General features: G+C 71.1%; 21 protein-coding genes. 11 read left to right on the top strand and 10 right to left on the bottom strand.

What is annotated here, in order from left to right; all coding sequences use genetic code 11:
* Positions 1 to 159: 159 nt before the first annotated feature.
* The 3 genes from ACK4HH_RS02450 (at position 160) to ACK4HH_RS02440 (ending at position 3,847) form a co-directional block, all read left to right on the top strand.
* The gene (locus tag ACK4HH_RS02450) at positions 160 to 357 is read left to right on the top strand and encodes a DUF4190 domain-containing protein (RefSeq protein WP_409648024.1); all 198 of its coding nucleotides are present in this window, start codon (positions 160 to 162) and stop codon (positions 355 to 357) included.
* An 80-nt stretch (positions 358 to 437) separates the two neighbouring features.
* A complete protein-coding gene (locus tag ACK4HH_RS02445; protein WP_409648023.1) occupies positions 438 to 3,149 on the top strand; it encodes a class I SAM-dependent DNA methyltransferase in 2,712 nt (903 codons plus the stop codon).
* A complete protein-coding gene (locus tag ACK4HH_RS02440; protein WP_409648021.1) occupies positions 3,146 to 3,847 on the top strand; it encodes a DUF3800 domain-containing protein in 702 nt (233 codons plus the stop codon). The genes ACK4HH_RS02445 and ACK4HH_RS02440 overlap by 4 nt, the downstream gene beginning before the upstream one ends.
* A 166-nt stretch (positions 3,848 to 4,013) precedes the next feature.
* Here the strand turns inward: ACK4HH_RS02440 and ACK4HH_RS02435 are convergent, their stop codons facing one another.
* From ACK4HH_RS02435 to ACK4HH_RS02410, 6 genes are all read right to left on the bottom strand, one after another.
* On the bottom strand, positions 4,014 to 4,331 hold the full coding sequence (locus ACK4HH_RS02435; protein WP_409648020.1) for a hypothetical protein: 318 nt from the start codon (positions 4,329 to 4,331) through the stop codon (positions 4,014 to 4,016).
* A gap of 2 nt (positions 4,332 to 4,333) precedes the next feature.
* Positions 4,334 to 4,720, bottom strand: coding sequence for a YidH family protein (locus ACK4HH_RS02430; RefSeq protein ID WP_409648018.1), 387 nt, complete (start codon positions 4,718 to 4,720; stop codon positions 4,334 to 4,336).
* A 19-nt stretch (positions 4,721 to 4,739) separates the two neighbouring features.
* Complete coding sequence (locus ACK4HH_RS02425) at positions 4,740 to 5,288, bottom strand: acyl-CoA thioesterase (protein WP_409648017.1); 549 nt, start codon at positions 5,286 to 5,288, stop codon at positions 4,740 to 4,742.
* Positions 5,289 to 5,306: 18 nt separating this feature from the next.
* A complete protein-coding gene (locus ACK4HH_RS02420) occupies positions 5,307 to 6,287 on the bottom strand; it encodes a DNA-3-methyladenine glycosylase family protein (RefSeq protein ID WP_409648195.1) in 981 nt (326 codons plus the stop codon).
* Positions 6,288 to 6,395: 108 nt separating this feature from the next.
* Positions 6,396 to 6,746 (bottom strand): DUF4190 domain-containing protein, encoded by a 351-nt coding sequence (locus ACK4HH_RS02415; RefSeq protein ID WP_409648015.1) that lies wholly within the window; start codon positions 6,744 to 6,746, stop codon positions 6,396 to 6,398.
* A gap of 93 nt (positions 6,747 to 6,839) precedes the next feature.
* Complete coding sequence (locus tag ACK4HH_RS02410; RefSeq protein ID WP_409648013.1) at positions 6,840 to 7,238, bottom strand: PPOX class F420-dependent oxidoreductase; 399 nt, start codon at positions 7,236 to 7,238, stop codon at positions 6,840 to 6,842.
* A 113-nt stretch (positions 7,239 to 7,351) separates the two neighbouring features.
* On the opposite strand from ACK4HH_RS02410, the gene ACK4HH_RS02405 reads away from it, so the two are divergent.
* The 3 genes from ACK4HH_RS02405 to ACK4HH_RS02395 are packed head-to-tail and all read left to right on the top strand — an operon-like array spanning position 7,352 to position 9,848.
* Positions 7,352 to 8,377 (top strand): 6-phosphofructokinase, encoded by a 1,026-nt coding sequence (locus tag ACK4HH_RS02405; protein ID WP_409648011.1) that lies wholly within the window; start codon positions 7,352 to 7,354, stop codon positions 8,375 to 8,377.
* A gap of 41 nt (positions 8,378 to 8,418) precedes the next feature.
* Positions 8,419 to 9,453: an acryloyl-CoA reductase gene (locus ACK4HH_RS02400; RefSeq protein ID WP_409648009.1), complete on the top strand. Its 1,035-nt coding sequence runs from the start codon at positions 8,419 to 8,421 to the stop codon at positions 9,451 to 9,453.
* On the top strand, positions 9,450 to 9,848 hold the full coding sequence (locus tag ACK4HH_RS02395) for a DUF1304 domain-containing protein (protein ID WP_409648007.1): 399 nt from the start codon (positions 9,450 to 9,452) through the stop codon (positions 9,846 to 9,848). Before ACK4HH_RS02400 ends, ACK4HH_RS02395 begins: the two co-directional genes overlap by 4 nt.
* Here the strand turns inward: ACK4HH_RS02395 and ACK4HH_RS02390 are convergent.
* From ACK4HH_RS02390 to ACK4HH_RS02375, 4 genes are read right to left on the bottom strand one after another with little or no spacing between them, the layout of a single operon-like run.
* Positions 9,845 to 10,678 carry a uroporphyrinogen-III synthase gene (locus ACK4HH_RS02390; protein WP_409648005.1) on the bottom strand — a complete coding sequence of 278 codons (834 nt, stop codon included), beginning with the start codon at positions 10,676 to 10,678 and terminating at the stop codon, positions 9,845 to 9,847. The genes ACK4HH_RS02395 and ACK4HH_RS02390 overlap by 4 nt on opposite strands.
* Before the next feature lie 49 nt (positions 10,679 to 10,727).
* Positions 10,728 to 10,952, bottom strand: a complete 225-nt coding sequence (locus ACK4HH_RS02385) for a DUF3618 domain-containing protein (protein ID WP_409648003.1) — start codon at positions 10,950 to 10,952, stop codon at positions 10,728 to 10,730.
* Positions 10,949 to 11,371, bottom strand: a complete 423-nt coding sequence (locus ACK4HH_RS02380) for a phage holin family protein (RefSeq protein ID WP_409648001.1) — start codon at positions 11,369 to 11,371, stop codon at positions 10,949 to 10,951. Before ACK4HH_RS02380 ends, ACK4HH_RS02385 begins: the two co-directional genes overlap by 4 nt.
* Positions 11,368 to 11,697, bottom strand: coding sequence for a YtxH domain-containing protein (locus ACK4HH_RS02375; RefSeq protein WP_409647999.1), 330 nt, complete (start codon positions 11,695 to 11,697; stop codon positions 11,368 to 11,370). The genes ACK4HH_RS02380 and ACK4HH_RS02375 overlap by 4 nt, the downstream gene beginning before the upstream one ends.
* 153 nt (positions 11,698 to 11,850) lie before the next feature.
* On the opposite strand from ACK4HH_RS02375, the gene ACK4HH_RS02370 reads away from it, so the two are divergent.
* The 5 genes from ACK4HH_RS02370 (at position 11,851) to ACK4HH_RS02350 (ending at position 16,807) form a co-directional block, all read left to right on the top strand.
* Entirely contained in the window at positions 11,851 to 12,855 is a 1,005-nt protein-coding gene (locus tag ACK4HH_RS02370; protein ID WP_409647997.1) for a siderophore-interacting protein, read from the top strand.
* The gene (locus ACK4HH_RS02365) at positions 12,852 to 13,856 is read left to right on the top strand and encodes a FecCD family ABC transporter permease (RefSeq protein WP_409647995.1); all 1,005 of its coding nucleotides are present in this window, start codon (positions 12,852 to 12,854) and stop codon (positions 13,854 to 13,856) included. Before ACK4HH_RS02370 ends, ACK4HH_RS02365 begins: the two co-directional genes overlap by 4 nt.
* Complete coding sequence (locus tag ACK4HH_RS02360) at positions 13,853 to 14,908, top strand: FecCD family ABC transporter permease (protein ID WP_409647993.1); 1,056 nt, start codon at positions 13,853 to 13,855, stop codon at positions 14,906 to 14,908. The genes ACK4HH_RS02365 and ACK4HH_RS02360 overlap by 4 nt, the downstream gene beginning before the upstream one ends.
* Positions 14,905 to 15,729 (top strand): ABC transporter ATP-binding protein, encoded by an 825-nt coding sequence (locus ACK4HH_RS02355; protein ID WP_409647991.1) that lies wholly within the window; start codon positions 14,905 to 14,907, stop codon positions 15,727 to 15,729. Before ACK4HH_RS02360 ends, ACK4HH_RS02355 begins: the two co-directional genes overlap by 4 nt.
* 67 nt (positions 15,730 to 15,796) lie before the next feature.
* Positions 15,797 to 16,807, top strand: a complete 1,011-nt coding sequence (locus ACK4HH_RS02350; RefSeq protein WP_409647989.1) for an ABC transporter substrate-binding protein — start codon at positions 15,797 to 15,799, stop codon at positions 16,805 to 16,807.
* Positions 16,808 to 16,844 lie beyond the last annotated feature (37 nt).

Here is a 16,844-nt window from a genome sequence, read left to right as displayed (position 1 = left end):
CGCATGAACTTGGCAGTGGACCCGCTGACCCTAATCCTTCTCCTGTTGTTGATCGTCGGAATCGTCTTCTTGGCACGCGCGATCATCAGAGTACGACGGCGCCAAGCGAGTCAGGAACCCTGGACGCCCGCTGAGGACGCGCCTCTGAACACTCTTGCAGTGGTTGCTCTCGTCCTGGCATTTGTGGCAACTATTCCCTCGATCATTTGCGGACACATTGCGCTCCGCCAGGTGGAACTCAAGAAAGAAAAGGGGCGAGGCCTCGCGCTAGCTGCCCTCTGGATCAGCTATTCCGTCACAGTGCTCGTGTTGATCGTGACCCCAATCGTCTTCTTCTATGCCACTCGCGGCGCCTAAGGCATAAGGAACTTGGCACGTGTGCCAACGGCCCTTCCTTGCGCCTGGGCCACGTCGTTCCTCCACCATAAGGTGAGCGTGTGACACGACTGTCTTGGAACGAGATCCGCGCCCGCGCCGCCCGCTTCGCTGAGGAGTGGGAGGGCGAGACGTACGAGAAGGGCGAGAGCCAGTCTTTCTGGGCCGACTTCCTCGATGTGTTCGGCATCAACCGCCGACGCGCCGGAGGGTACTTCGAGTACGCCGTGAAGCTCGGTGGTGGGCGTCGTGGCTACATCGACATGTTCCTTCCGGGGCGGCTTCTCGCTGAGCAGAAGTCGGGTGGTCGTGACCTGAATGCTGCACGCGGGCAAGCCTTCGAGTACCTCGATGGTCTTGACGATCACGACCTCCCACAGGCGGTTGTCCTCTCAGATTTCGCAACGTTCCAGCACGTCGATCTCGATACGAGACAGGTCGTGGAGTTCCGACTCGAGGAGCTGCCGGACTACGTGCGGCTGTTCGCACCGTTGGTCGACGAGCAGGCCACCTCGATCGAGGAGACCTCGCCCGTCAACCGTCAGGCGGCGGAGCGCATGGCTGAGCTTCACAACCGTCTCGAAGCTGCCGGCTACATCGGCCACAAGCTCGAGCTTTTCCTCGTCCGATTGGTTTTCTGCCTCTTCGCAGAGGACGCCGGGATCTTCGAACCGAAACAGTTCCGCGACTACATCCGCAATCGCACCGCGGAAGACGGAACCGACACCGGTCTGCGGCTCACCAAGCTCTTCGAGGTACTCAACACGGCTCCCTCGGAGCGCTCTGATCTGCTCGATGACGACCTCACGGCCTTCCCCTACGTCAACGGTGGGCTTTTCGCCGAGAGCACGCCCGCTCCCGACTTCGACGCCAATCTGCGCCTCGCGCTACTGTTGGCATCGCAGCCCGACTGGCACAAGGTCTCGCCGGCCATCTTCGGCGCGATGTTCCAAGGGGTGATGGACGGCAACGACCGCCACGATCTCGGAGCCCACTACACAAGCGAGGAGAACATCCTCCGCGTCATCAAGCCGCTCGTCCTCGATGACCTCTACGCCGAGTTCGAGAAGGCCCGTGCGTCGAAGAACAGCGCCCAGTTGCTGGATGCGTTCCACGACAAGCTGGCGAATCTGATCTTCCTCGACCCCGCGTGCGGTTCGGGCAACTTCCTGATCGTCGCGTACCGCGAACTTCGTCGACTCGAGCTGAAGGTCATCGAGGCCAAGGCGAAGCATTCGACGATCGTTGTTCTCGAATCAGACCTGCGAGTTCGTGTCGAGCAGTTCTACGGCATCGAGATCGACGAGTTTCCGGTGCAGATCGCGAGAACGGCCATGTGGCTCACCGATCACCAAATGAACATTGAGGCCGGCCGGAAGATCGGGCACGAGTACTCCCGCCTGCCGCTAACCGAGGGCGCCCACATCGTGCACGCGAACGCGCTCACCACCGACTGGTCGAGCGTCGTCAGGCCGGAGGACCTCGACTTCATCTTCGGCAACCCGCCCTTCCTCGGGTCTCGCACGATGGACAAGGGTCAGAAGGCCGACCTGCGGGCCGTCGCCAGGGGCTTCTCCCAGGCAGGGTTCCTCGACTTCGTCACCGGGTGGTACATCCTGGCGGACCGCATGATGACCCAGAACCCAGCCATCGAGGCGGCGTTCGTGTCGACGAACTCGATCAGCCAGGGAGAACAGCCCGGCATCCTGTGGCCGAAGCTGTATGCGAATGGCAACCACATCACCTTCGCCCACCGAACCTTCCGATGGATGAACGCGGCCCGCGGTGTTGCAGCCGTGCACTGCGTCATCGTCGGCTTCGCCAGAACGCCTCGCACACCCGCGATGGTTTTCGACTACCCCGACATCGCCGGCGAGCCTGTACTCGATCTCGTCGAGTCCATCAGTCCGTACCTAATCGCGGGTGGCGAGTTCGTCGTCTCGAATCGTCAGGAGCAGATCAGCGGCGCGCCCGCCATGGCGTTCGGGAACATGCCTGCTGATGGGGGAAATCTCATCCTGAGCCGCTCAGAGCGTGATGCCCTGCTCGCTTCTGAGCCCACCGCAGCGGAGTGGGTGCTCCCGTACATCGGCGCGAAGGAATTTCTACAGGGCGGCGAGCGATGGACTCTGTGGTTGAAGGGCGTAACTCCTGCGCAATTGCGATCGATGCCCACTGTCGCCGCCCGGGTCGCCGCGAATCGGCAGGAACGCCTCAAGTCCGCCCGCCCGCAGCTTGCGGACGTGGCGCACCTGTTCGCGCAGATCACGCAGTCTCCCGATCAACCCGTCCTAGTGATCCCTCGCGTGTCATCTGAACGGCGCGAATACGTCCCGATGGCCTTCTTCGAACCCGGGCACGTCGTCGCTGACTCATGCCTTGCTGTGGAGGCAGGCACCCACGAACTCTTCGCACTCTTGACGAGCCGGATGCATATGGACTGGCTTCGATTGGTCGGCGGCCGACTCAAGAGCGATCTCCGATACTCCAAGGATGTTGTGTACAACAACTTCGTCCTTCCGCAGCTCGATGACGGTCAACGTTCGACGCTCGCCGATCTGGGCCGCGCGATCATGGACGCGCGCGCCCTTTACCCCGATTCGACACTGGCTGACCTCTACGACACCACGACGATGCCCGCCGAACTGCGCAAGGCGCACAGCGCGAACGACGACTACGTCGACCGGCTCTACCACCCCGAAGGGTTCACCTCCCCCGACGAGCGCGTGGCCCTGCTCTTGGAGCTCGTCAAGGCGAAGGACCCCGCCGGGTGAGATTCGCCTTCGTCGACGAGTCCTATTCGCGGGACCGGTACTTCGTCGGCGCATACGTCGTCCATGACGATCAACTCGCGATCGTCAAGAACGCGGTCAGGAACGCCCTTGGATACGCGAAAGGCTTCGGGATCGGGTCTGATGCTGAACTGCACGGCTACGAGATCATGTCGGGGAAGAACGACTGGTCCCTTCTGCGGGGCAAAACACGAGCCGCGATTTCGATCTACCGCAATGCCCTGGCGGAGATCGCAAGCGTTCCCGGGGCTCGCGCCTTTGTAGAAGGGGTCGACATACCTCGACTCAATGCCCGCTACCGCTATCCGCAAGCTCCTCACCAGATCGCCCTGCGACACCTTCTTGAGAAGTTGAACGACTACGCATCCCGAGTGGGCGACCGCGTGCTGGTCATCGCCGATGAGGTTCCCGACCAGCAAGCGCATGCCATGAGAATGGCGAGCTACCAGTCGCTGACCACTGGCGGGTACAAGCCCAGCAAGCTCTCTCGGATCGAGTTTCCGATCACCTTCGGCAAGTCGGCCGAGTCCCCGGGAATCCAGTGCGCCGACATGATCGTCTATCTCCACCGTCGAATCGACGCCAATGAGCATCTCGATGAGCGAGCGGCCAACACCGCTCGCGACCTGTGGACCGTCGTGAAACCCCTTCGCCCTGTTGTTCGCCGGTGGGATCCGTAGAGGGGAGCGTTGCTTGGCGGTTTCACCGCGTTAAGCACTGAAGCCCCGCAAGCGGGGCTTCAGGCGAACAACGCCCCGGAAACCGGTTCGTCGTGTCCCCAGTCTACCGAAGAGCAGAGCAACTGTCACGGGTCGAGGAGCCGCTGGGGACAACCGAGCGACTGGCTCACAGCTCGAGGGCGACCGCCACCACGAGCATGACGGCCACGAGGGCTGTCGCGCCGAGCACGACGACGGTGCGCAGCATGAGCATCCACGGGTCGCGATCGGCCACCTGCGAGGGCTTGACGCGCGGGGTCGTCGCGCCGACGACGATCGCGAACCCGGCGATGACGGCCCCGACGACAGCGACGCCGGGCTCGCCGAGCTGGGTCGCGGTCACGGCGGCGACGAGCGCGAGCAGGGCGGAGTGCATCGCCGTGCGCTGCCACGAGAGGCTCGTGCGATCGACGGGCGCGCGGCGGGCATCCGGCAGCGTGGTCATGCTCAGCGGGCCAGCTCGATCGCCTGGAAGGCGGTGAGCGCGGCGAGCAGCAGGCCCACTGCGACGACGCCCGCGACGACCCACGGCAGCACCGAGGGTTCGGGGATCGGTTCGCGCAGCCGCAGCGCGCGCTCGGTGCGGCGCCACGAGACGAGGGCCCACACGCCGAGCGCCGCGCCGCCGAGGCTCGCAAGGCCCGCGATGACGAGGATGACGAGCGGCAGCTCGCCGAAGCTCGAGAGGGTCGCGAGCGCGACACCGCCCGCGATGAGGGTCATGCCCGTGCGGATCCACGACAGGGCCGTGCGCTCGTTCGCGAGCGAAGCCTGCACCTCGGGCTCGTCGCCCACGCCGTAGACGCTGCGGGGTCGTCGATCGTCGTCCGTCATGCGTCGACGCTACCCCTGGTCACTCCCACACGCTCGGCGCGGGCTCGCGGCGCGAGGGCAGCGCGGCGTTGCCGCTCCACTCGGCGAGCCAGGCGGGCAGCGGGTGGTTCTGCGGGTCCATGCCGAACAGTTCGGCGAGCTCGGGGATGGGCACGATGCCGCCCGACTTCTTGAGGAACCGCGCCTTGATGACAGCCCGGGCGACGATCTCGCCGCCGCGCACGAAGCGCTGCTCGACGTAGGCGGCGATGTCATCGATGCCGACGATGCGGCTCTCGAGCTCGTACGTCTGCCATAGCTCGAGCGAGCGGCGGTAGGTGATGGTCGAGCTCACGATGACGGGGTAGTAGCCGCGCGCGGTGAGCTCGCCCCACACCCCCGACCGCACCATGAGGTCGATGCGGCCGAGATCCATGAGCGAGAGGTAGACGCCGTTGTTCATGTGGCGCTGCAGGTCGAGGTCGTTGGGCAGCACGCGAAACCGCACCGAGCCGACGTCGGTGGGCGCGAGGGGCGTGGCGCGGCGCGCACGCCACAGCACCCAGAGAAAGCGCAGCAGTTTGTTCACGCCGCCACGCTAGAGCGCTCAGCGCCCGCGGTGGTCTTCGATCGTGGCCTTCGCACCGAAGCGGGGCGCCTCGACACCGAGCGAGGTGATGAGTCGCACAACCCGGTGCCGGTGACCCGCATAGGGCGCGAGCAGGTCGAGCATGCCCGCGTCGTCGACGCGGTCGCCCGTGAACCACGTGCCGATGACGTGCGGCAGGTGCGCGTCGCCCACGCTGAGGGTGTCGGGGTCGCCGTGCGAGCGCTGCAGCACCTCGGCCGCCGTCCACTCCCCCACACCCGGGATCGACCGCAGCGCCGCGACCGCCGCCGGCCCACCGCGGCCGAGGGCGAGCGTGCGCTCGAGCGCGGGCGCCACGGCGGCGACGCGGCGAATGGTCGCCATGCGCTGCGGGCCCACGCCCGCGCGATGCCAATCGTGGTCCGGGATGCTGCGCCACCCCACCCCGTCGGGCATGACCATGAGCCCCGCGGGTACGGGGCCGGGCGCCGCCGCGCCGTGCTGCCGCACGAGCTGCCGCCACGCGCGCCGCGCCTCGACCCCCGTCACCTTCTGCTCGAGCACGGCCGGCACGGCCGCCTCGAGCACCAGGTGGGATCGGGTGAGCCGAAGTCCGCGCGTGCGTCGGCGCACCCGCTGCAGCGCCGCGGCCGCGGCGTCGCCCTCGGCTGTGCGGCGCGCGAGCAGGGCGTCGAGCCCGCTCCAGTCGTCGCCCTCGCCGAGCAGCTCGGGCGCGTGCGCGAGGCTCCACGCGGCGCCGGGGCCCCACGCCGAGACGAGCAGCCGCCGCGCCGCGGTCGGCGGGCCGTCGAGCACGCGCAGCCGCAGCGAGGCGAGGCCCTCGGGCGTTCGCTGCGCGCGCCAGAGCTCGCGCCACGCATCCGACCCCTCGGCGGTGTGCTGGGTGGGGTCGCCGCGGCCGCGGCGCAAGAAGGCGAGGGTGGCGCCGAGGTCGAGCGGCTCGGGCGGGGCGAGCTCGCGCTCCGCATCCGGCATCATCTCGACCACGCGCTCAGCGTACGGGCGCCCCCTGACCATGCAGAACGGCGGGGAGGCCGCTCGTGATGAGCGCCCTCCCCGCCGTCGCGGACTGTCGTGACGTGTGCCTTACGGGCACTCGTACGTGACGCCGTTGACCTCCCAGACACCCGAGCCGAGCTCGGCGCAGACCTGGGCGAGACCGCCGAAGAGCGCCGCGCCGCCAGCGACGAGGCTGATGACCACGATGATGCCGATCACGAGGCCGACGAAGCCGACGATGATGCCGGCGAGAGCGAAGCCGTTCTTCTGGCCCGCCTTCTTCGACTGGTTGAGGCCGACGAAGCCAACGATGATGCCGATCAGGTGCAGGCCGATGATCGACAGCACGAGAGCGACGATTCCCATCGTCTTGCCGGGGTTGACGGGCGCGGCGGGAGCGCCGCTGTAGGCGGGTGCGGGGGGAGGGGCGTCGGTCATTCTGACTCCTGCGGGGTGGGGGGCCGAGATGGCCCCGTTCGCTCGAATCGTAGTGCCCCGAGGTGTCGTCGCGGCAGAGGGAATCGGGGCGATTCAGGCAGAGGGCGCGACGAGCCGAAGGGCGACCGAGCTCGAGGCCGCGCGGCCGCGCAGCCGGCCCATCGCCCGAATGGCGGCGTACTGCACGCCGTACTTCTCGCTGAGGGCGGCATCGAGCTGCGCGCGCGTGGCCACATCGTCGTGCACGCTCGCGACGGCCTCGACGACGGGGGCGCCGTCGAGCGGGCGCCCGACGCGGTCGCAGGCCTGCAGCGTGACGCGCGGAGTGTGGCGGATTCTCTTGACCTTGCCCGCGTCGGCGCCCGTCGTCACGAGCAGCGCCTCGTCGTGGCGCGCCACCCACACGGGCGTCGCGACGGCGACCCCCGAGCGGCGGGTGGTGGTGAGCAGCACGTACTGCTCGTCGGCGAGCGCGACGACGGGGTCGGTCATGAGTCCTCCAGCGGGGGCGGGGTGCGGCGTTCACGATAGCGCCGGGCCCCGGGCGCACGCCGAGAGCCCGCCCGTTTTCGCGCCGCCCGCCGCGACGGGCCATGATGGAACCCATGCGCATCGGAATGCTCACCTCCGGCGGAGACGCCCCCGGCCTCAACGCGGTCATCCGCGGGGCCGTGCTCACCGGCACGACCGTGCACGGCCACGAGTTCGTCGGCTTCACCGACGGCTGGAAGGGTCTTGTCGAGAACACGACAACGCCGCTCACGCGGCACGAGGTGAAGGGCATCTCGAAGCAGGGCGGCACGATCCTCGGCACGAGCCGCACGAACCCCTTCGAGGGCCGCGGTGGCGTCGACCGCATCAACGAGGTCTTCGCCGAGAACCGCCTCGACGCGCTCATCGCGATCGGCGGCGAGGGAACGCTCGCGGCGGCGAAACGACTGACAGATGCGGGCATCCACATCGTCGGCGTGCCGAAGACCGTCGACAACGACCTCGACGCCACCGACTACACCTTCGGTTTCGACACGGCCGTGCAGATCGCCACCGAGGCCATGGACCGCCTGCGCACGACGGGCGACGCCCACAACCGCTGCATGGTCGCCGAGGTCATGGGTCGCCACGTGGGCTGGATCGCCCTGCACTCGGGCATGGCCGCGGGTGCCCACGCCATCCTCATTCCCGAGCAGAACACCTCGATGGACCAGTTGTGCGCGTGGGTGCAGAGCGCCTACGACCGCGGGCGCGCTCCGCTCGTCGTCGTGGCCGAAGGCTTCACGCTCGATGGCGCCGACGAGCCGCACTCCGAGCGCGGGCTCGACGCCTTCGGGCGCCCCCGGCTCGGCGGCATCGGCGAGATGATCGCCCCCATGATCGAAGAGCGCACGGGCATCGAGACGCGCGCGACGACGCTCGGCCACATTCAGCGCGGCGGCACCCCGAGCGCCTTCGACCGCGTGCTCGCCACGCGCCTGGGCATGGCGGCGATCTCGGCCGTCGACGACGCGCGCTGGGGCGAGATGGTGTCGCTGCGCGGCACCGAGATCGTGCGCGTGCCGTTCGAGGCCGCGCTCGGAAAGCTCAAGACCGTGCCGCAGGCGCGCTACGACGAGGCCGCCCTGCTCTTCGGCTGAGCCCTCGCCTCCGGCGTCGCCCGCGGCCTAGGCTGGCGGGCATGACGCGCGGCTGGCAGATCACGCTCGACGAGGCCAGCCCGCGGGTCGCCCTGATCGAGCTCGACGCCGCAGCCCTCACGCCCGGCGCCGACGAGCGCGGCGATGTCGAGGTCGCGGTCGCCTATTCGGGTCTCAACTTCAAAGACGCACTCGCCTTCGCGGGCAACCCCGGGGTCGTGCGCCGCTCGCCCCTCGTTCCTGGTATCGACGTCGTGGGCACCGTGACGGCGTCGACCGACGCGCGCTGGGCGCCGGGCGATCGCGTGCTGCTCAACGGCGCGGGCGCGGGCGAGACGCGCCCCGGGGGCCTCGCCGAGCGCGCGCTGCTCGACGGCGGCACGCTCGTGGCCACGCCGGCCGGGTTCACGGATGCCCAGGCCGCCGGCATCGGAACCGCGGGCTTCACGGCCATGCTCGCCGTGCTCGCCCTCGAGCGCCACGGCATCACCGAGGGCGACGTGCTCGTGACGGGCGCGAGCGGTGGACTCGGATCGTTCGCGATCGCCCTGCTCGCGCGCGCGGGTTTCACGGCCACGGCCGCGACGGGGCGCCCCGAGAACGCGGCGCGGCTGCGCGAGCTCGGCGCCGCGAGCATCATCGACCGCGCCGAGCTCGACCGCCCCTCCCGGGCGCTCGAGTCGCAGCGCTGGTCTGCCGTCATCGACGCCGTGGGCGGGCAGCCGCTCGCGACGGCGCTGAGCCAGCTGCGCCAGGACGGCGCGGCGGTGTCGTGCGGCAACGCGGCATCGCCCGCGCTCAGCAGCACCGTGATGCCCTTCATCCTGCGCGGAGCCGCGCTGCTCGGCGTCAACTCGACGCTCACGCCGCTCGCGCGGCGCGAGCACGCGTGGGCGCGGCTCGCGCGCGACCTCGACCCGGCCGTGGTCGACGCCACGACCCGCATCGTCGCGCTCGAGCACGCCGCCGAACAGGCGGCCGAGGTGCTCGCCGGCCGAGTGGTCGGGCGGCTCGCGGTGCGCGTCGGCGCGAGCACCGCATCCACCACCACCGCGACCGAGACGGAGCCTGCATGACCGCCCTCACCCTCATCGGCCTCGTGCTCGCCGGCATGGCGGCGACGCTGCACACGGCGTTCTTCGTGCTCGAGAGCGTGCTGTTTCGGCTGCCGTTCGGCCGCCGGCTGTTCGGGGTGCGCGCCGAGCAGGACTCGCCGCCGCTGCGCCTCTTCGCCGTCAACCAGGGCCTCTACAACCTGGGGCTCGCGATCGTCGTCTTCGTCGGCATCGTGCTCGTCGCGATCGATGCCGATTCGGTCGCGGGCGTCGCCGTCGTCGTCTCGGGATGCGCGGTCATGGTTCTCGCGGGGGTCGCGCTCGCACTCACGGCGCCGCCGCGCATGATCCCCATCGCGCTCGCGCAGGGGCTGCCCCCGCTGCTCGCGATCGGGGCGCTGCTCGCGGGGCGCTAGGGAACGACGGGCGGCGCGCTGTCGTCGGGGTTCATGGCGTACTCGGCGAGGGCGCGCACGAGGGCCGCGGTCGAGCGCTCGTCGGCGATGCGGTGCACGGTGAGCCCCGCGGCACGCGCGTCGAAGGCCGTACGCGGACCGATGCACACCACGACGGTGCCGGCGGGCAGCGGGGCGAACTGCTCGGCGATCTGACGCGCGACGCTGCCCGAGCTGACGATGAGTGCCCGGATGCGCCCCGCCGCGACGTCGGCGACGACCGCCGCGGGCGCGGCGACGCCGACCGTGCGGTAGGCGCTCACGAACTGGGCGTCGATGCCGCGCTCGGCGAGCCCGCTCACGAGGGTGGGCTCGGCGATCTCGCTCTGCGGCACGAGCACAGCGCCCTGCGCGGCCGTGCCGGGCCACTCGCGCACGAGCCCGCGCGCCGAGTGGTCGCTCGGCACGAAGTCGACCGAGTAGCCCGCCAGCTGCAGGGCGTGCGCCGTGGTCTCGCCGACCGCGGCGATGCGCGTCGTCGCGGGAACCCGCACGTCGTGGCCGACGAGCACGTCGACGGTGGTGGCGCTCGTTACGACCAGCCAGCCGTAGCCGCCCGCCTGCAGGCGCTCGAGCGCGGCCGCGAGCTGCTCGGGCTGCTCGGTGCCGGCGAAGTTGATGAGGGGCGCGATGACGGGTGCGGCGCCGAGAGCGCGCAGCTGCGCGGCGACGCCGTCGCCCCACTTGCCGCCGCGCGGAACGAGAACCGTCCAGTCGAGCAGGGGCTTGATGACGGGCAGCGCGCCCGTGGGGGTGCGCTCGACCGTCACGTCGCGCAGGGAGGAGAACATCTCCTCCATGATGACCCCGCCCGCGCGAGAGTCATAATCGAGGGGATGCTCAGTCGTCGCTGAAGATCGCCCAGGCGACGAGGCCCACGACGACGACGGTGGCGGCGGTCGCCCCGATGATCCACGGCACGGGGTTCGCCTGGTACGAGCTCTTGACGCGCTCGGTGAGCTCGCCCGCCTGCTTCTTCACATCGAGCTTCTCGTCGATCGCGTCGAGCGTCTGCTCGAGGCGGGCACGGGTGGCGGCGACGGTGCTCGAGACGGTGTCGCTCATGAGGCTCCTCGCTTTCTGAGTCCGCGCAGCACGCGAACATCTTCTTTGACGCTGTCGATGGTCTGGGTGGGCGTCGGCGGCACGCCGTGCTTGAGCTGGGCGACGCCGATCGCGGCGGCGAGGCCCGCGAGCAGCAGCAGGGCCGCGCCGACGATGAGCGCGGCGGCCCACGCGGGCAGCACGAGGGCGAGCGCGAGCACTCCGGCGGCCGTCAGCACGAGGGTCGCGAAGAACGCGAAGACCCCCGCGGTGACGAGAAAGCCCGCTCCGATGCCGGCGGCCTTGAGCTTGCCGACGATCTCGGCCTTCAGGGCCGCGATCTCGGCCTCGATGAGCTCGCGAATGAGGCCGGGGATGTCGGCGATCAGCTGGAAGAGGCCGCGGCGCTCGCGCGGCGTGGCCGAAGCGGGCCCGGTCATGACGAGGCGGCGGGCTTCTTCGCGGCGGTCGTCGACTTCGTGGCGGCAGGCTTGGCGGCCGCGGGCTTCGTGGCGGCAGGCTTCTTGGCACCGCGCCCCGTCACCTGATCGACGACCTTCTTGGCGCCGTCAGAGACGAACTCGGCGACCTCGGGAGCCTTCTCTTTCACGAAGTCTTCGACCTGGTCGACGCGGTGCTGCACGCGCGGGTCGTTCCAGAAGCCCTTCGCGGCGTTCTTGAGCTGCTCGTAGCGCTCGCGACCGGCGCGGGTGCCGAGCACGTAGCCGACGGCGAGGCCGGCGGCGAACAGGATCTTGCCTCTCATGACGCACTCCTCACGCTGCCCGACCGTGGCGGATCGGCCGCGGCAACTCCCCCAGCGTAGTGTGCCCCGCCCGGCTGAGGTCGAGTGATGCGGAGGGGATTCCCAGGGGCAGGGCCGTGGTGCTACCCTCACCCGACCGTGCATACTTAGGTAATGCTTACCTTACCTGGCGCCGAGACGGCGGCAGCCGTCTACCCCGCCTACCGGCCCTACGGCGTCACCGTGCAGCGGCTGCTGCCGCTCAGTCCACACCTCGTGCGCGTCACCGTAACGGGCGACGACCTGGCCGTGTTCGGCACGCGCGGCCTCGACCAGCGCATCAAACTCGTGCTGCCCTTCGACGACGGCACCCTGTGCGACCTCGGCGAGCACGACGACGCTGCCGTGCGGGCGGGCGACTGGTACGCGCGCTGGCGGGCGCTGCCGGATGCTCGCCGCAACCCCTTCCGCACCTACACGGTGCGCGCCATCCGCCCCGAGCGCCGGCAGCTCGACATCGACATGGTGCTGCACGAGCCGACCCCGGGGGTGGATGACGGCCCGGCCGCGCGGTGGCTGCGGCGGGCATCCATCGGCGATCGCCTCATCGTCGTCGGGCCCGACGCCCGCACGGCCGACCCTTCGATCGGCTGCGACTGGCGCCCGGGTGCCGCGCGGCACGTGCTGCTCGTGGGTGATGAGACCGCGGCCCCTGCCATCTGCTCGATTATCGAGTCGCTCGACCCCGGCGTGACGGCGCAGGCCTTCATCGAGGTGCAGTCGAGCGCCGACGTGCAGAACGTCGTGCCGCGCGGGCGCTCGCGCATCGCCTGGCTCGCGCGCGACGCCGGGTGCGAGACCGCCCACGGGTTCGAGGCGATCGCCCCGCACGGCGAGCTGCTCACGCGCGCCGTGCAGCGCTGGCTGCCGCGGCACATGCGCGAGCTCGCCTCGGTCGTGCGCGCGACGCCCGATGCACTCGACGACGTCGACGTCGACTCTGCGCTGCTCTGGGATTCGCCCCTCGACCCCGAGTCAGGCGACTTCTACGCCTGGATCGCGGGCGAGGCGGCCATGGTCAAGCAGCTGCGCCGGCACCTCGTGAGCGAGCTCGGCATCGCCCGCACGAACGTGGCCTTCATGGGCTACTGGCGGCGCGGGCGCAGCGAAGCCCAGTGACGCGGCGGCCGCTCGGCGCCGTCGCCCTCGTGACCGTGCTGGTGCTCGCCGTCGGCGCGAGCCTGGCGCTCGGCGCGCGGGGCATCGACCTCGGCACGGTGCTGACAGCCGTGCTGCGTCCGAACGATCCCGGCCTCGACGCGGTCGACCTCGTCGTCGTGCGCGAGCTGCGGGTGCCCCGCACCGTCATCGGCCTGCTCGCGGGCGCGGGGCTCGGCATCGCCGGCGGCATCATGCAGGGGGTCACCCGCAACCCGATCGCCGACCCGGGGCTGCTCGGCGTCACGGCGGGTGCGGCGTTCGCGGTCGTGCTCGGCATCGCGGTGCTCGGCGCGACCGAGCCGGGCGCGTACGCGGCGCTCGCTCTCGTGGGCGCGCTCGGCGCCTCGGCGCTCATCGCCGCCCTGGCCGCCCGGCCGCGCATCGCCGACGCTCCCGTGCTGCTCGTGGTCGCGGGCTCGGCCGTGACGGCCGCCCTCACCTCGGCGACCTCGCTCGTGCTGCTGAGCGACCCCGAGACCCTCGACCGCTACCGCTTCTGGACGGTCGGCGCGCTCACCGCCCGCGGCCTCGACGAGGCGCTCGCCCTCGCACCGCTGCTCGTCGCGGGCCTCGTCGTGGCGCTGCTAGTCGCCCGGTCGCTCGACGCGCTCGCGCTCGGCGACGACGTCGCGCGCGGGCTCGGGTTCCGGCTCGGTCGCACGCGCGCGCTGAGCCTGCTCGGCATCGTGCTGCTCGCCGGCACGTCCACGGCCCTCGCGGGCCCCCTCGTATTCGTGGGCCTCGTGGGGGCCCACCTCGCGCGCTGGCTCGTGGGCCCGCGGCACGGCGCGCTGCTGCCGCTCGCCGGGGTGGCCGGCGCGGCGCTCGTGCTCGTCGCCGACGTGCTGGGGCGCCTCGTGGCCCCGCCCGGAGAGATCGAGGCCGGCATCGTCGTCGCCGTGCTCGGGGCCCCCGTGCTCATCGCGCTCGTGCGCTCGCGGGCGGGGGCCGCGCTGTGAGCGGCCCCGCGCTCGCCCACCGCGAGGCCATCGGGTTGCTCGTCGCGCGTCGCGCCCGCGACCGCCGTCGCGGCCGCATCGTCGACGCGGGACTGCTGCTGCTGATCGGTGCGCTCGGGATGCTCGCGCTCGGTCTCGGCGCCGTCGCACTGTCGGCGACCGAGGTCGTCGCCGCGCTGCTCGGACTCGAGGGCGCCCCGGGTGCCGCGTTCATCGTGCAGGAGGTGCGGCTGCCGCGCCTCGTGCTCGCGCTGCTCGTGGGGGCCGCACTGGGCCTGGCCGGAGCCCTGCTGCAGTCGGTCGTGCGCAACCCTCTCGCGAGCCCCGACATCGTCGGAATCGCGCAGGGCGCGAGCGCCGCGGGGGTGCTCGTCATCGTGACGGGAGCGAGCGGCGCCGCCGTCACGGGCGCGGCGATCCTGGGCGCGCTGCTCGCCGCAACACTCGCCTTCGCGCTCGGGGGGCGCGGCGCGAGCGGGGCGCGCTTCGTGGTCGTGGGCGTCGCGATCGCCTTCCTCGCCAACGGCGTGCTCGGCTACGCCCTCACGCGCGCGGCGCTCGTCGACGCGGGCAGCGCCTACTTCTGGCTCGTGGGCTCGGTCGGGTCGCCTTCGTGGGCCGACATCGCCCTCGTCGGCGGCGTGCTGGCAGGGGGTGCCGCGCTGCTGCTCGGCGGGCGGCGCCTGCTCGAGGTGCAGGCATTCGATGACACGACGGCGCGAGCGCTCGGCGCGCATCCCGTCGCCGTGCGCGTCTGCGCGATCATCGTGACGAGCGCGCTCACGGCCGTGGCCGTCGGCGCCGCCGGACCGATCGCCTTCGTCGCCTTCGCCTCGGGGCCGATCGCTCGCGGCCTGCGCGGGCGCGGCCCCGCCCTCGGCACGGCCGCGCTCGTCGGCGCCGCCGCGGTGCTCGGCTCTGACCTCATCGCCCAGCACGCGATCCCCTCGACCTTCCAGCCCCCCGTCGGCCTCGTCACGGGCGCGCTCGGCTCGCTCGTGCTGCTGGTGCTGCTCGTGCGGGGCGACCGACGACCGGAGTCCCGCGCATGACCGACCCGAACCTCACCCCGACCCCGCGGCTGCGCGCCGACGGGGTGCACCTCGCGTACGGCGACCGCGTGGTCGTGCACGGCGTCGACCTGGCGATCGCGCCCGGGCGCCTGACGGCCCTCGTCGGTGCGAACGCGAGCGGCAAGTCGACGCTGCTGCGCGCGCTCGCGGGGCTCATCGCGCCGCGCGCCGGGCGCGTGCTGCTCGACGACGACGACCTCGCGCGCCTGCCGCGACGGCGCCTCGCACGCACGATCGGCATCTTGCCGCAATCGCCGATCGCACCCGAGGGCATCCGCGTGGGCGACCTCGTGGCGCGCGGTCGGTACCCGCACCACGGGCTGTTCCGCGGGCACCGCAGCGACGACGACGCGGTCGTCGCGCGAGCGCTCGCGGCCACCGATGCGCTCGCGCTCGTCGACCGCCCGATCGACGAGCTCAGCGGCGGCCAGCGGCAGCGCGTGTGGATCGCCATGGCGCTCGCCCAGCAGCCGCGCATCCTGCTGCTCGACGAGCCCACGAGCGCGCTCGACGTGGCCCACCAGGTCGAGGTGCTCGACGTGCTGCGCGCCGAGGCCGCGCTCGGTATAACCGTCGTGATCGTGCTGCACGACCTGACGCTCGCGGCGCGCTACGCCGACGAGCTCGTCGTGCTCGCGGGCGGGCGGGTCGTCGCGCAGGGCGCGCCGAGCGCGGTGCTGACGGCCGAGACCGTGCACACCGCGTTCGGCGTCGAGGCGCGCATTCTCATCGACCCCGACACGGATCGCCCGGTCGTGCTGCCGCGGGCGGGGTCTCGAGGCCGCGTTAAGTTAGGTTAGGCTAACCTTACTGTTGGGCGACCTCGCCCGAGCATCCCGCCCGCACCGAACCGCAAGGAGCCCCCTCGTGACACCGCTTCGCAGCGCCGCCCTCATCGCCGCGCTCGCCCTCACCGCCCTCACCGGATGCGCCGCCACCGCGCCCGAGACCGCCGAGTCGGCCGCAACCGACGGGGCGTTCCCCGTCACCATCGAGCACGCCTTCGGCGAAACCGTCATCCCCGAGCAGCCCGAGCGCGTCGCCACGTGGGGCTGGAGCACCGCCGACGCCGTCATCGCGCTCGGCGTGACGCCCGTGGCCATGCCGTTCCAGGCCTACGGCGGCGACGAGCAGGGCGTGCTGCCGTGGGTGCGCGAGGCGCTCGACGAGTCGGGGGCCGCGACCCCGATCATCCTCACCAACACCGGGGAGGACATCCCGTATGAGGAGATCGCCGCCGCCGCGCCCGACGTGATTCTCGCCCAGTACAGCGGCATCACGCAGGAGCAGTACGACACCCTCAGCGCGATCGCCCCGACTGTCGCCTACCCCGACCAGCCGTGGACGACGCCGTGGCGCGACGTCATCAGCATCACCGGCACCGCCCTCGGACTCGAGGCCGAGGCCGATGCGGTGCTCGCGGGCATCGACGCCGAGCTCGCCGAGGCCGCCGCAGCGCACCCCGAGTTCGCCGGACTCACGCTCGCGACCGCGTGGGACGTCGGCGGGGTGTTCTACGTCTACGCCGACGAAGACCCGCGCGTCGAGTTCATGCTCGACCTCGGCTTCGTCAACGCCCCCGCGGTCGACGCGCTCGACACCGATGAATCGCCGTTCTACTTCACGCTCAGCTACGAGCGCGTCACCGAGCTCGAGAGCGACGTGCTCGTCGTCTACGGCAACAGCGACGACGAGGTGCGCGCCGTGACCGAGGGCGGTTACGCGCAGGCGCTGCCCGCGATCGAGCAGGGCGCGGTTGCCGAGCTCGTGGGCGTCGAGTTCATCGCCGCCGTCTCGCCGCCGAGCGCGCTCTCGCTCACGTGGGGACTCGACGAGGTCGTGGCGCAGCTCGCCGAGGCGGTCGCCGCCCGCGGTTAGGGGCGCGCCGCCGCCGCGGCGGCGCGGGCTGCGGGCC

Source organism: Microcella sp. (assembly GCF_046296455.1).
Classification (GTDB): Bacteria; Actinomycetota; Actinomycetes; order Actinomycetales; family Microbacteriaceae; genus Microcella.
The sequence above is the reverse complement of the archived record's forward strand: the minus strand, read 5'-3'. Positions and strand labels throughout refer to the sequence as shown.

What these genes read in the sequence shown, in the direction of transcription:
- ACK4HH_RS02435 (WP_409648020.1), bottom strand. Translation starts at nt 4,331, where the DNA reads ATGACCACGCTGCCGGATGCCCGCCGCGCGCCCGTCGATCGCACGAGC.
- ACK4HH_RS02430 (WP_409648018.1), bottom strand. Translation starts at nt 4,720, where the DNA reads ATGACGGACGACGATCGACGACCCCGCAGCGTCTACGGCGTGGGCGAC.
- ACK4HH_RS02420 (WP_409648195.1), bottom strand. Translation starts at nt 6,287, where the DNA reads ATGATGCCGGATGCGGAGCGCGAGCTCGCCCCGCCCGAGCCGCTCGAC.
- ACK4HH_RS02415 (WP_409648015.1), bottom strand. Translation starts at nt 6,746, where the DNA reads ATGACCGACGCCCCTCCCCCCGCACCCGCCTACAGCGGCGCTCCCGCC.
- ACK4HH_RS02410 (WP_409648013.1), bottom strand. Translation starts at nt 7,238, where the DNA reads ATGACCGACCCCGTCGTCGCGCTCGCCGACGAGCAGTACGTGCTGCTC.
- ACK4HH_RS02405 (WP_409648011.1), top strand. Translation starts at nt 7,352, where the DNA reads ATGCGCATCGGAATGCTCACCTCCGGCGGAGACGCCCCCGGCCTCAAC.
- ACK4HH_RS02400 (WP_409648009.1), top strand. Translation starts at nt 8,419, where the DNA reads ATGACGCGCGGCTGGCAGATCACGCTCGACGAGGCCAGCCCGCGGGTC.
- ACK4HH_RS02395 (WP_409648007.1), top strand. Translation starts at nt 9,450, where the DNA reads ATGACCGCCCTCACCCTCATCGGCCTCGTGCTCGCCGGCATGGCGGCG.
- ACK4HH_RS02390 (WP_409648005.1), bottom strand. Translation starts at nt 10,678, where the DNA reads ATGTTCTCCTCCCTGCGCGACGTGACGGTCGAGCGCACCCCCACGGGC.
- ACK4HH_RS02385 (WP_409648003.1), bottom strand. Translation starts at nt 10,952, where the DNA reads ATGAGCGACACCGTCTCGAGCACCGTCGCCGCCACCCGTGCCCGCCTC.
- ACK4HH_RS02380 (WP_409648001.1), bottom strand. Translation starts at nt 11,371, where the DNA reads ATGACCGGGCCCGCTTCGGCCACGCCGCGCGAGCGCCGCGGCCTCTTC.
- ACK4HH_RS02375 (WP_409647999.1), bottom strand. Translation starts at nt 11,697, where the DNA reads ATGAGAGGCAAGATCCTGTTCGCCGCCGGCCTCGCCGTCGGCTACGTG.
- ACK4HH_RS02370 (WP_409647997.1), top strand. Translation starts at nt 11,851, where the DNA reads ATGCTTACCTTACCTGGCGCCGAGACGGCGGCAGCCGTCTACCCCGCC.
- ACK4HH_RS02355 (WP_409647991.1), top strand. Translation starts at nt 14,905, where the DNA reads ATGACCGACCCGAACCTCACCCCGACCCCGCGGCTGCGCGCCGACGGG.